Genomic DNA, 12,551 nt, shown 5'->3' on the forward strand with positions numbered 1-12,551 from the left:
CCTTCTGTTTTGATTCGTGCGCGAGACTCAGACTACCTGAGTACGTGCTGTGCCCGGTAGCCCGGGAGTGTCCTCCACAACGCCGCTCAGGACGGCACGGCGACCACCGCGTGGCTACCCCAACCCACCGGACGGTCGGCGACCCCCGTGAGTCCGGCCTCCGCGATCGCCCGACCCAGGTCACGCCTGGTCGGGACGCTCCGGCCGTCGAGCAGGAGCCGGGTGATGTCCTCCTCGTAGTCGTGGTCCTCGTCCCCGCTCTCCGCGAGCAGGCGGGAGATGACGACCACGGCGCGCCCACGCGAGGCCGCGGACGACAGCAGCGCGGGGACGTCCTGCGGCACGGCGAGCGCGAAAGGGTCGACCAGGACGACCAGGTCCACGGACCCCCCGTCCGCACCACCGGCGCCCGGGGTCCACGCCTGCACCGAGAACCGCTCCCGGCGCGACTCGCCAACCTCGCGGGCCAGGCGTTCCTCCGCCACGACGGTGCGGCCGCCACCTGCCCCACCGTCCAGGTTCAGGACGCTGACCGCCAGCTCCGGGTCGTGGCGCAGCAGTTCATCGGCGTAGACGGCCGCGGCGACGCCCTCCCCCGCACCGGCGACGGCGATGGTGCTGACAGGACCGGCAGCCGCGGCGACGGTACCGAGGCCCTGGGCGAGGGCGGGCGCGACCCACTGCGCCCTGGTGGCCTCGGCGTCGGCGAGGGTGTCGACCACCGCGGTGTCCCGGGCGCGCAGTCCGGCCCAGTCCAGGCCGGTTGCCCCGACGTCGACGGGCCGGCCGCTGCGCAGGCCCTGCTCCAGGTGCAGCCAGGCCAGCGTCCGCAGCGAGTCCGGGCCGGTCAGCCTGGCCACCGCACCGTCCGGGTCGGCGAGTTCGCGCCCCAGGGACGTCAGCAGCACGGTCGTGTCCCCCACACCGGTGCTGTCGTCAGGCACGCTGAGATCCACCAGTGACACGGACTCGAGGTAGCGCAGGAACCGGACGAGGATGTCCACGTCCACTCCGACGGCACCGGCCACGGCCGCCGCGGTGACCGGACCACCCTGCTGCTCGACGGCGGTGTCCACGGCCTCGAAGATGCCCAGGCCCGCCGCGGCACGCAGGGCGAACCCGGGCGCGACCTCGGCCATCTCGTGGAGCTGCATCAGGGGCGCCAGACTGGACGTCGCCGGCTCCTTCTCCCCGGTACCGGACTCGTTCCCGTCCACCGCCACGGCGTCGTTCTTCCGCCAGTAGCCGGTGATCTCCACGTGCTCGCGCGGGACCCCGGCCTCCTTGACGAACCTGCGGACCGTCTTCAGCCGCTTCGACTCACCGGCGGCCCACACGAATGGCACGCCGGACGGCAGCCCGCCCCCGCCGCCCGCGACCGCCAGCAGTTCCTCGGTGAAGTCCCCACCTTCCGCACGGACCACCCAGTGCAGGTCCAGGGTCTCCGCACAGGCAACCCCGGCCAGGTCGTGCTGGATGTCGGCACGGTCTGCGACCTCGACCACGGCGATCACCCGGTGCCCTGCGGGGGTCTCCTCCAGGCACCGGCCGATGGCCGGGAGCGCGGTGTCGTCACCGACGAGCAGCAGCCAGTCGGTGTGCACCGGCAGGGATCCGCAGTTCTTCGGCCCGGCCGCGTACACCCTGCCGCCGGGGACCGCCGTGGACGACCAGTCCTCCGCGAGCCCCGTACCGTGGCGTGCGAAGTCGACGACGAGTTCCCCGTACTCCCCGGCGTCGGGGCTCCATTTCCGCACGGTGTACGTCCTGAAAAGGTCGTTGACCTCGGCGTTCCAGTCGAGCCTGCCGTCGCCCAGCGATGCCGGGTAGGGGCGTTCCCCGGTCACCGGGTCCGGGAAGATGATGCGCATGTCGTCGTCGAAGCCGTCGGACACGATCGCGGGCACCTGCTCGCCGTCGCGCTCGTGGGCCAGCAGCCCCTCCCCTCCGAAGGTGACCCGGCGCATGCCGGGGGTGATGTCCTCGACACTGAGGACCTCCAGTTCACGCATGGTGATGGGGTAGATGTCGGTGTCACGGCTGATGCGTGGCATGTGTGGCCTCCGGGTCCTTCTGGTCGGTCGATCCGTTCCGCGGCGGGGTGGCGGCGACGGTGTAGTGATGGCGCACGCCACACTACAGAGGTTAGGATAACTTGTTGTTCCGTTTCCCCACCCGGGGAGCGACGTTCACTAGGAGAGAACATGTCCCATCAACCCACCCTGAGCCGTCGTGCGGGCCGCCGCATCATCGGCGCGCTCGCCGCAACCAGCCTGGCTTTCAGTGTCGTTTCGTGTTCCAGCGACGACGATTCCGGCGACGGCTCCGGCTCCTCAGCCTCGGATTCCGACGGTGACTGGCCCCGGTCCGTCGACTCCATCGCGGTCGACAACGGCACCCCGACGGGCGAGACCGAGGAGGTGGAGATCCCGGGGAAGCCGGAGAAGATCGTCTCCACCGCCGCGACCCTCACCGGCAGCCTGCTGTCCATCGACGCCCCGGTCGTCGGCTCCGGAACCGCCGCCGTCGGTCCGACCTCCGACGACAAGGGCTTCTTCAGCCAGTGGGCCGGGATCGCCGACGAGAACGACGTGGAACCGGTGGGGGAACTCCAGGACATCGACTTCGAGAAGGTCATCAACCAGGACCCCGACCTGATCGTGGTCTCCGCCTTCGGCGCCGACTCCGCCCTGCCCCTCTACGACCGTCTGAAGGACGTCGCACCGACCGTGGTCCTGGACTACTCCGACAAGGACTGGACCGAGGTCACCACCCAGCTCGGCGAGATCACCGGCCACGAGGACGAGGCCGCGGACGCCATCCAGGACTTCCAGGACCGCGCCACCGAAGTGTCCGGGAACATCGAGGAGCCGGAGCAGCCCGTCCAGTTCGTGCTGCCCACCCCGGACGGCAACCTGAACTTCATGACCGCGGAGTCGGCCCAGGGCCGGATCATCGAGGAGCTCGGCTGGGACCTGGATGTCCCGGGGGAGGGCGTCGCCCGCACCGACGGTGACTACGCGGGACGCACCGACGTTGTCCAGGTCACCGCGGAGAACCTGGACAAGGGGTTGACCGGCAGGACGGTGTTCGCCACCAACGCCGACCCGGGCAGCTCCGTGTCGTCGAAACTGGAGGCCCAGCCGGCCGCCCGCGGCACCTACGCCGTGGAGAACGACCGTGTCTTCGAGTTCGGTGCGGAGACCTTCCGCATCGACTTCTACAGCGCGATGGCGATGCTCGACCAGATCGAGGAGTACTTCACCACGTAGGTGCCGCGGCCACCGAGGTATCCGGCGTGACCGCAGGTCGGCTAGTCTGAACTCTCGATGATGCACAGCAACCTCCTCGCTGTCGTCTTCGCCCTGCTGTCAGCGCTCACCGTCGCCTGGGGGACCATCCTCCGTCACCAGGCCGCGGAGCAGACGTCGGGTGATCCCGACGACGCCCACGGCACGCCGGTCCTCGCCGCGCTCGCCCGCCCACTCTGGTGGGCGGGCGTCCTGTGTGCCCTGGCAGCGTACGGCCTGCAGATCGTCGCCCTGGGATTCGGGACGCTGCTCGTGGTCCAACCCATCCTCGTCCTGTCACTGATGTTCACCCTGCCCCTGGCGGCCCGCTTCGACGGACGCCGGGTGTCCCGCCAGGAGATGGCGTGGGCGGGACTGCTCACCGTGGCCGTCGGCATTCTGGTGGTCTGGGGGCGTCCGCTTCCCGGCCTCTCCACCCCGCCGCTGAACCGGTGGCTGCTGGCGCTGGCCATCGGGATCGTGGTCATGGTCGCGGTCGCCTGGTATGCGTCACGCCAGGTGCCGCGGCAGCGGGCACTGCTGCTCGGCGCCCTGACCGGCGCGATCATGGGGTACGTGGCGGTGCTGTCGAAGGCCGTGGTGGACGAGTTCACCCGGGGCGGACTCTCGGGCCTGTTGACCAGCTGGGAGATCTACGGCCTCGTGGCAGGGGCGGTGATCGGGACGCTGGTGCAGCAGGCGAGTTTCAACGCCGGTGCGCTGAAGAACTCGCTGCCGGCGATGACGATCACCGAGCCGATCGTGGCGTTCATGCTGGGCTACGCGATCCTGGGCGAACGTTTCCAGGCCGAGGGCGCGGGGTGGCTGCTGATGGCCGCCGCGCTGGTGGTGATGGTGGTGTCCACGGTGGTGCTGTCACGCAAGGGTGTGGACTGAGCGTCAGATGGCGTAGTCGAAGTCGATGAGCATCTGCCCCGACACCCAGACACCCAGGACACACCACAGGACGCAGCACACCGCGACCACGCCCAGGCCCGCAGTGCGCCGCCGGGACGCCGGCCCCTCCCAGACCCACCGCACCGCACGCACCACGAACGGCAGGAGCAGCAGGAGCACGGGGAGCAGCAGCAGACGGGGACGCGAGTGCATGATCCCGTCCGAGCCCAGCACGATACCGGCGGTCACCACACCCGTCAGCCAGACCTGCCACGGGATCCAGCCCCGCACGAGCGGCCACACGGACGCCGCGCACAGCAGAGCGACCAGGATCATGGACCAGCTGGAGACCACGTAGCCGGTCGTGTCACCGCTGAGGTTCCCCGCCAGCCAGCGGAGGGTCGCCGCCCCGACGTCGAAGCCCGAATGCCAACCGCGCTCCTGGGCGGCGAAGTAGCCGCCGATCTCGGCGACGGCGTTGTTCGCCCAGACCAGGTAGGCGATGATGCCGAGTGAACCGATCACGGGCGCAGCGACCGCACGCGCCGGGAACGCCGGCCGGGACGCAGCGGGCGCCTCCGGGTCCTGCCTGGCCCTCCACCATTCCCGCGCCTCCATCACCGCGGCGATGCACAGCACCAGGATCAACGCCGCGGCCGTGAGCCTGGTCAGTCCGGCGAGGAGCACCAGGGCCCCCGCCACCAGGTACCTGCGCCGCAGCAGGAACACCAGCGTCCACACGGTCAGCGCGGTGAACAGTCCCTCGGAGTAGGGCATCCAGTAGACGACGCCCATCGGCGCACCGAAGACCAGCACCGTCACGGTGGCGGTCAGGCAGACCGAGGCACCGACCGACGGCCGTCCCGACCTCCCCCGCATGCGTTCCCACATGTCGGTCGCGAGGCGCGAGGCACCCCAGGCGAGCAGCAGCGACGCCACCGCCGAGACCACCAGGGCGGCGATGTAGGTGGAGTCGGTGCCGTCGAGGACGGCGGAGGGTGCGGCGACGATCCTGACCAGCACCGGGTAGCCGGGAAAGAAGGCCACCGACTCCCATTCGACGGGATCGGTCTGGTCGGCCGACATCACGAAGCCGGAGTACCCGTACTCCGAGATCAGCGTCATCCACTGGGAGTCCCACTGCATCAGGACGTCCCGCAGGTCCATACCGCGGCGCCCACCCCACACCTGCATCGCCAGCAGTTGCAGCAGCCCGGTCACCAGCGCCGACACGGCTGCGGCGACCGGGATGACGGCGTCGGACACCCGGGGGCGCTCGGGGACGGTGGAACTCATGACCGATGAGCCTACCGTCCCGCGGCAGAGTGCGGCGTGCCCCCGGGCAACCCCGGAAAGTAACCCCGGTCACACTGCTGGCTTGTCGGTCGCCGGTGCCCCCGTGTTACTGTCGTCGACATGAATTACTCGCGCGCGCAGCTTCTCCTTCTCTGCCGCGGCGGGGTCAGGTTCTAAATCCGACCGGCTCCCCGTCGCGGAGTTGAGTCGTGCCGGTCGGTGTAGAAAACACACTTCCACCGATTGCCAAGGAGCAAGACCATGACCCCCACCGATTCCTTCATCTCGGCCCCCGCCCGCATCTCCACCCCCGCCGGCGACATTCCCGAGGGCCAGAAGGCCTGGAACAAGCAGCGTCCGTCCCAGATGCCGGTACACCGCTACCAGCCGCACTTCACCGAGGTCGAGACCTTCCAGCTGCCCGACCGCACCTGGCCGAACAAGGTCATCGACAAGGCCCCCCAGTGGTGCGCGGTGGACCTGCGTGACGGCAACCAGGCCCTGATCGACCCGATGAGCCCCGAGCGCAAGCGCCGCATGTTCGACCTGCTGATCACCATGGGCTACAAGGAGATCGAGGTCGGGTTCCCGTCCGCCTCCCAGACCGACTTCGACTTCGTCCGCGAGATCATCGAGCAGGACAAGATCCCCGAGGACGTCACCATCCAGGTCCTGGTCCAGGCCCGCGAGCACCTGATCCGACGCACCTTCGAGGCCTGCGAGGGCGCGAAGAACGTGATCGTGCACTTCTACAACTCCACCTCCATCCTGCAGCGCAAGGTCGTGTTCCGGAAGGACAAGCCCGCCATCAAGAAGCTGGCGACGGACGCGGCCGAACTGATCAGGGAGGTCGCCCAGGACTACCCGGAGACCAACTGGCGCTGGCAGTACTCCCCGGAGTCCTACACCGGCACCGAGGTCGAGTACGCCCGGGAGGTCTGCGACGCGGTCATCGGGATCATGGAGCCGACCCCGGACAACCCGATGATCATCAACCTGCCCTCCACCGTGGAGATGATCACCCCGAACGTCTACGCCGACGGCATCGAGTGGATGAGCCGCAACATCGCACGCCGTGACTCGGTGATCCTGTCGCTGCACCCCCACAACGACCGCGGCACCGGCGTGGCCACCGCCGAGCTGGGCTACATGGCGGGCGCGGACCGCATCGAGGGCTGCCTGTTCGGCAATGGTGAGCGCACCGGCAACGTGGACCTGGTGACCCTGGGTCTGAACATGTTCACCCAGGGCGTGGACCCGCAGATCGACTTCTCCGACATCGAGGAGATCCGCCGCACGGTGGAGTACTGCAACCAGCTGGAGGTCCCGGAGCGCCAGCCCTACGGCGGCGACCTGGTGTTCACCGCCTTCTCCGGCTCCCACCAGGACGCCATCAACAAGGGCATGGACTACATGGCCGATGAGGCGCAGCCCGGCCACCACGCCAACGAGATCACCGACGAGCAGTTCCGCCAGGTCCAGTGGGAGGTCCCGTACCTGCCGATCGACCCGAAGGACATCGGCCGCAGCTACGAGGCCGTGATCCGGGTGAACTCGCAGTCCGGCAAGGGCGGCGTGGCGTACATCATGAAGACCGACCACGGCCTGGAACTGCCCCGCCCGATGCAGGTCGAGTTCTCCACCGTGGTGCAGACCGTGACCGATGCCGAGGGAGGCGAGGTCAGCTCCAAGGCGATGTGGGACATCTTCACCGGCGAGTACCTGGACCGCGACACCCCCCTGGAGCAGATCTCCGTGACCGTCGACGGCCCGCAGACCGAGGGCTCGGAGACCAAGGTCACCGCCGAGATCGAGTGGGAGGGCGAGACCAGGACCGTCCAGGGACGCGGCAACGGCCCCGTCAACGCCTACTGCCAGGCCCTGGAGTCGCTGGGTGTCGACGTGGAGGTGCAGGAGTACTCCCAGCACGCCCGTACCGCCGGCGACGACGCCGAGGCCGCGGCCTACGTGCTGGCCGAGGTCAACGGGCAGAAGGTATGGGGCGTCGGCATCGCCAACTCGATCACCTACGCCTCGCTGAAGGCGATCACCTCCAGTGTGAACCGTGCCCGTGCCGCCGAGCCGGTGGCTGCACCCGCGCTGTAGGCACGCGCAGGGCTCCCCCGGGGCCGCAGGCCCCCTGCCGTGGGCCCCGCGCCGGGTCGCTCTTAGGCGCACCGGGCCGCAGAACGTATGATGTGATCCATGACATCCACCGGTTCCGGCGCCGACGACGGCGCTGACGGCACTTCACCCGGTGCTCCGGACAGCGGAACCAACCGCTCCCGACGACGGCGCCGCCGCCAGGTCCACCGCCGTTCGGCTCCCCCGTCGCAGCAGGCACGCGAGCGCGCGGAGAACCTCGCGGCGTCCCGTCCCTCGCCCGCGGAGCAGCAGGACGCGGCCCCGGGTCCCCCGTCCGGCACGGAGCAGGACGGGCCGCGGCCATCGTCCACCGCCAACGGACGCAACATCCCGAAGACCTTCCACGGCTCACTGCCGTCGGCGGAGGACGCCCCGTTCGTCGAGATCACGGTGGCTGCGTCCGGCATTCACCCGTCGACCTCACGCATGGTGGCATTCTCCGCCACCCTCCACTCCGCGGACGGCCAGCGGATCGGGGTCGCCGGGAACCGTCCGGCCTCCGCCGACCCCAACGCCTCCGCCCTCCGGGACGCGACCGGCCCGGAGGGGGCGGTGACGGGCATCGTGCAGCAGATCAACCCGGGCGAGGACCCCGGGCCGTGGCACCTGCACGGGTACACCGAGGCCGACCTGGGCCAGGCCCCTGGTTTCGCCACGGTGGCCTCGCTGCTGTTCGATCTCATCGACGGCCGCACCCTGATCTGCCATAACATCCCCTTGACCTGGGGATTCATCCAGTACGAGTACCGTCGGGCACAGCGTGCCGCCAACCGCGGCAACCAGCGCGGCGGATCCCGCGGGCGCCGGCGCAACCAGCGGCGTCCGAAGAAGATCGCCGTACCCGTGCCGGAACGGATCATCGACACGCTCGGCACCGCCCGGCGCCAGTCCGTGACCGTGGAGGACCCGCGGCTGCGCAGCATCGCCGACGTCTACGTCCGGGATCATGGCCTGGACCTGCCCGCCGACGCACTCCCCGGTATCGGGGCGGCATCGAGCGGTGAACGCGCCGACCTGGTTCCCGACGACATCCTCCTGGCCGACAATCGCATCCTCTTCCCGCTGTACAGCACACAGAGGGACCTGGCGGTCGCCGGCGGCTCGGACGACAACGGTCCCGGCGGTATCTCCGTCGCTGACCCCTCCGACCTGACGGCCGACCGGTTCGGCCTGCAGCGCAGCATCGTCCGGGTGGACGCGACAACGTCGCCGCGGCCCTTCGGCAACCCTGGCACTCCCGACAGCTTCCGCCTTGTCCAGGGCATGGAGTTCGTGGTCAGCCCGGACGTCTCCACCGACCCCGACGTCCTGATCAACTCCGCGATGCGGGCCGGGCTGGTGTACAGCGAGAAACTGAACCGGACGTCCAGCCTGGTCGTGTGCAACGGCAACCACCCGCTGCGCGGCAAGGCGATGCATGGTGAGCGCAAGAACATCCCGCTGCTCACCGACGTCGAGTTCCTCGGTGCCCTGGATGACGTCGCTCCCGGCTCCACCGACATCAAAGGCGCGGACGCCCGCCCCGCCACCCCGAAGATCCCCGCACCGCAGACCGGACAGGGACGCGGCGGCGGAGGCCGTGGGCGCGGCGGCAACCGTAACGGCAAGGGCAAGGGCGGCAACCGCGGCAACCGTGGCGGCAAGGGTCGTGGGAACGGCTCCGGCAAGGGCGGCCAGAACAACCAGGGCGGCCAGGCCAACCAGAACAAGCAGGGGGGCCAGGCCAAGCAGGTGGGCAAGGGCTCAGGCCAGGCCTCCCAGAACCGCCGCCGCAGACGGCGCGGCTCAGGCCAGAACAACAACCAGAAGCAGGGGTGATCCACCAATGGGGCTGTTGACCTCAGTGGCCGTCAAGGCCGCGGATGCGGCGACATGGGCATCGAAGAAGACGGGACGCGGTTCCGGCGGCATGATCGGCGGTCTCGTGGCCAACTTCATCGACCCCAAGCTCATGGAGCAGCTCGGGGTGGGACGGCCGTGCGCGATCGTCACCGGCACCAACGGCAAGTCCACGACCACCCGGATGCTCGCCGAGGCAACCCGCTCGTTGGGCACCGTCGCCACGAACGACGGCGGCGACAACATGGATGCCGGCGTGATCTCGGCGCTGCTGGCCGGACGCGGTGCTGAGCGGATGGTCCTGGAGGTCGACGAACTCCACGTTCCGAGCATCGGCGAGAAACTCGACTGCTCGGTGCTGGTACTGCTGAATCTCTCGCGCGACCAGCTCGACCGTGTCGGGGAGATCAACAAGATCGAGCGCGTCCTGCGTGAGTTCGCGGAGAAGCGTCCGGACATGACCATCATCGCGAACTGCGATGACGTCCAGGTCACGTCCGTGGCCTGGGACAGCCCGAACGTGCAGTGGGTGTCCGCCGGGGTGGGGTTCACCGGGGATTCGACGTCCTGCCCACGCACCGGTGGCGCGGTGGTCCGCACCGAGAAGGAGGACGGGTCACCGGACTGGTTCGCGGTGAAGAAGCTGCCGGACGGCCGTGAGTTCCGGCGTCCCGAGCCGACCTGGGTGATCGGCGACGAGGGATTGACGACACCGTCCGGCGAGCTGCTGCCGATGACACTGAAGCTGCCGGGCACCGCGAACCGCGGCAATGCGGCGCAGGCCATCGCCGCTGCGGTGGCGCTCGGCACCGGGGAGAACCAGGCACTGGCCGCCGCCGAGCGGGTCGACGATGTCGCGGGACGCTACTCCACCGTCAACCTCGACGGGCGCGAGGTGCACCTGCTGCTGGCGAAGAACCCGGCTGGCTGGCAGGAGGCGCTGTCGATGGTCGACCGCTCCGCCGACGGCCTGGTGATCTCGGTCAACGGGCAGGTCGCTGACGGGCAGGACCTGTCGTGGCTGTGGGACGTGAAGTTCGAGAACTTCGAGTCGCTGAAGGTGGTGGCCGCCGGGGAACGGTCGTCGGACCTGGCGGTCCGGCTGGGCTATGCCGGGGTGGAGCATGACACCGTCGAGGACACCGTGGCGGCGATCCGGGCGTGCCCTCCGGGGCGCGTGGAGGTACTGGCGAACTACACCGCCTTCCGTGACCTGCGCAAGAACCTGCAGAAGGAGATTTCCCAGTGAAGGAAGCAACGTTGAACATCGGGCTCGTCCTGCCGGATGTGCTGGGCACCTACGGTGACGACGGCAATGCCCTCGTGCTGCGCCAGCGGGCGCGGATGCGTGGCATCAGCGCGGAGATCCACACGGTCAACCTGGGCGACGCGGTGCCGGAGTCACTGGACATCTACACCGTGGGTGGCGGTGAGGATGTGGCGCAGATCCTCGCCGCGGACCACCTTCTCGCCGACGGGGCAATGACCCGCGCGGTGCAGGCAGGACGTCCCGTGCTGGCGATCTGTGCCGGCCTGCAGGTCTTCGGCCAGTCCTTCCGCGCCTCCGACCGGATGGTGGACGGACTGGGGCTGCTGGACGCGACGACGTCGTCGCTGCAGAACCGGACGATCGGTGAGCTGCGCTCCGACCCGAACCTGAAGGGGTTCGGGCTGACCGCGGGCTCCGTGGGCTCGGCCGGGGTTCTGACCGAGCCGCTGACCGGGTTCGCGAACCACCAGGGGGCGACGCTGCTGGGACCGGACGCGACTCCCCTGGGCTACGTGACCGAGGGGGTGGGCAACACGGATGCCCATGGCGCCCTCTCCGGTGGTCTGGGACATGACCGGGCCGGCAAGGAGGTCTACTTCGAGGGCGCGGTGCAGGGCTCCATCGTGGCGACGTACATGCACGGTCCCGTACTGGCCCGGAATCCGCAGCTGGCGGACCTGCTGCTGGCTGCGGCGATGGAGACGACGCTCGATGAGCTGCCGTCGTTCACCAGCGACTTCGCGGCCCAGTTGGATGCCGAGGTCACGCAGCTGCGCTCCGAGCGCCTGCAGGCGTAGGGGTCCGGGGAGAGGTCCGGGACGGGTGCATCCCGCGCATCAGTCGTCGGTGACCTCTGTGCCCGGTGGGGTGCGTCCTGATCTCCTGAGTTCCCGGCGCTCCATCCGTTCCGCCCGCATCCGGCGCCGCCGACGCCGCATGGCACGGGCCAGGCCGATGGGCTGACGCACACCGGGGAGCGAGGACAGCGCCACGACCTGGGTACCCGGGAGTTTCCAGCCGCGCCAGTACGCCAGGATCACCACGCCGGAACCGACCACCGACGACAGAATCATTCCGGTGGCAAGGACGGGGAAGTCGGGGAGGGCACCGCTGTCATGCAGCGCGTACGTCCCCACCATGAGTCCCGCGGTGAAGACGGCGGGAGTGGCGTACAGGGTGGTGCCACCGAAGACGGCGGGGACGGAACCGGTCATCATGTCCCGGATCATGCCTCCGCCAACGACGGTGATCACACCGAGGAAGAGCGCCGACGACCAGAGCAGGTCGTTGGCCAGGGCTTTGGTGGATCCGGTGACCGCCCACACCCCGAGCACAACGGCGTCGCTGTGGACCCGGAAGACCTCCCATCCCCTGCTGTCGAAACGGACCAGGGCCGAGAGGAGGGACCCGGCCAGTGCCATAGCGAAGTACCAGGGGTTGACCAGCGCGGCGGGTGGACCGGCGTCAATGAGAACGTCACGGATCATGCCTCCGCCGAGTGCCGTGGTGATGGCAAGGAAGGCCATCCCGACCAGGTCGAAGTTACGGGCACGGGCGATCGTTCCGCCGATGATCCCGCACAGGAAGATCCCGATCAGATCGAGGGTCTGGTAGACGACGTCGATCGACGGGTCGAGGCCGGCTATGTCCATGTCAGCCTGGCATCCGCGGAACCGCGGAACGGTCCGTCATACATAGTCACCTCAGCGTGTCAAAAGGGGGGGTTGGGGGAAGTCGGTCACTGGCGGAAACACAGTGAACTTGTTGCCCCAACACTATCGTCATCACCCGGCCGGTCGTGGAGCGGCTCCGGC

9 protein-coding genes are annotated in these 12,551 nt (G+C 69.2%); 6 read left to right on the plus strand and 3 right to left on the minus strand.

Annotated features, from left to right (window positions below):
- Nucleotides 1-86: 86 nt before the first annotated feature.
- Nucleotides 87-2,054 carry a siderophore-interacting protein gene (locus tag ACTIL2_RS03450; protein WP_442336056.1) on the minus strand — a complete coding sequence of 656 codons (1,968 nt, stop codon included), beginning with the start codon at nucleotides 2,052-2,054 and terminating at the stop codon, nucleotides 87-89.
- A gap of 150 nt (nucleotides 2,055-2,204) precedes the next feature.
- Between ACTIL2_RS03450 and fepB the strand changes: the two genes are divergently transcribed.
- Both fepB and ACTIL2_RS03460 read left to right on the plus strand, forming a co-directional pair.
- A complete protein-coding gene (gene fepB / locus ACTIL2_RS03455) occupies nucleotides 2,205-3,272 on the plus strand; it encodes a Fe2+-enterobactin ABC transporter substrate-binding protein (RefSeq protein WP_442336057.1) in 1,068 nt (355 codons plus the stop codon).
- Between the two features lie 57 nt (nucleotides 3,273-3,329).
- On the plus strand, nucleotides 3,330-4,187 hold the full coding sequence (locus tag ACTIL2_RS03460) for a DMT family transporter (protein WP_442336058.1): 858 nt from the start codon (nucleotides 3,330-3,332) through the stop codon (nucleotides 4,185-4,187).
- Between the two features lie 3 nt (nucleotides 4,188-4,190).
- On the opposite strand, the gene ACTIL2_RS03465 is transcribed toward ACTIL2_RS03460, so the two are convergent.
- Nucleotides 4,191-5,483, minus strand: a complete 1,293-nt coding sequence (locus ACTIL2_RS03465) for a hypothetical protein (RefSeq protein ID WP_442336059.1) — start codon at nucleotides 5,481-5,483, stop codon at nucleotides 4,191-4,193.
- A gap of 261 nt (nucleotides 5,484-5,744) precedes the next feature.
- Here ACTIL2_RS03465 and leuA point away from each other — a divergent pair, with 261 nt between their 5' ends.
- The 4 genes from leuA (at nucleotide 5,745) to ACTIL2_RS03485 (ending at nucleotide 11,534) form a co-directional block, all read left to right on the plus strand.
- A complete protein-coding gene (gene leuA / locus ACTIL2_RS03470; RefSeq protein WP_442336060.1) occupies nucleotides 5,745-7,589 on the plus strand; it encodes a 2-isopropylmalate synthase in 1,845 nt (614 codons plus the stop codon).
- A 99-nt stretch (nucleotides 7,590-7,688) separates the two neighbouring features.
- Nucleotides 7,689-9,446, plus strand: a complete 1,758-nt coding sequence (locus ACTIL2_RS03475) for a DNA polymerase III subunit epsilon (protein WP_442336061.1) — start codon at nucleotides 7,689-7,691, stop codon at nucleotides 9,444-9,446.
- 7 nt (nucleotides 9,447-9,453) lie between these two features.
- A complete protein-coding gene (locus tag ACTIL2_RS03480) occupies nucleotides 9,454-10,716 on the plus strand; it encodes a MurT ligase domain-containing protein (protein WP_442336062.1) in 1,263 nt (420 codons plus the stop codon).
- On the plus strand, nucleotides 10,713-11,534 hold the full coding sequence (locus ACTIL2_RS03485; protein ID WP_442336063.1) for a type 1 glutamine amidotransferase: 822 nt from the start codon (nucleotides 10,713-10,715) through the stop codon (nucleotides 11,532-11,534). The genes ACTIL2_RS03480 and ACTIL2_RS03485 overlap by 4 nt, the downstream gene beginning before the upstream one ends.
- A 39-nt stretch (nucleotides 11,535-11,573) precedes the next feature.
- Here the strand turns inward: ACTIL2_RS03485 and ACTIL2_RS03490 are convergent, their stop codons facing one another.
- A complete protein-coding gene (locus ACTIL2_RS03490) occupies nucleotides 11,574-12,389 on the minus strand; it encodes a trimeric intracellular cation channel family protein (RefSeq protein ID WP_442336064.1) in 816 nt (271 codons plus the stop codon).
- Between the last annotated feature and the right edge of the window lie 162 nt (nucleotides 12,390-12,551).

Origin of the sequence: Corynebacterium sp., from assembly GCF_052107835.1 — a bacterium.
Taxonomy (GTDB): Bacteria; Actinomycetota; Actinomycetes; order Mycobacteriales; family Mycobacteriaceae; genus Corynebacterium.

What these genes read in the sequence shown, in the direction of transcription:
- leuA (WP_442336060.1), top strand. Translation starts at nt 5,745, where the DNA reads ATGACCCCCACCGATTCCTTCATCTCGGCCCCCGCCCGCATCTCCACC.
- ACTIL2_RS03460 (WP_442336058.1), top strand. Translation starts at nt 3,330, where the DNA reads ATGATGCACAGCAACCTCCTCGCTGTCGTCTTCGCCCTGCTGTCAGCG.
- ACTIL2_RS03490 (WP_442336064.1), bottom strand. Translation starts at nt 12,389, where the DNA reads ATGGACATAGCCGGCCTCGACCCGTCGATCGACGTCGTCTACCAGACC.
- ACTIL2_RS03450 (WP_442336056.1), bottom strand. Translation starts at nt 2,054, where the DNA reads ATGCCACGCATCAGCCGTGACACCGACATCTACCCCATCACCATGCGT.
- ACTIL2_RS03480 (WP_442336062.1), top strand. Translation starts at nt 9,454, where the DNA reads ATGGGGCTGTTGACCTCAGTGGCCGTCAAGGCCGCGGATGCGGCGACA.
- fepB (WP_442336057.1), top strand. Translation starts at nt 2,205, where the DNA reads ATGTCCCATCAACCCACCCTGAGCCGTCGTGCGGGCCGCCGCATCATC.
- ACTIL2_RS03465 (WP_442336059.1), bottom strand. Translation starts at nt 5,483, where the DNA reads ATGAGTTCCACCGTCCCCGAGCGCCCCCGGGTGTCCGACGCCGTCATC.
- ACTIL2_RS03475 (WP_442336061.1), top strand. Translation starts at nt 7,689, where the DNA reads ATGACATCCACCGGTTCCGGCGCCGACGACGGCGCTGACGGCACTTCA.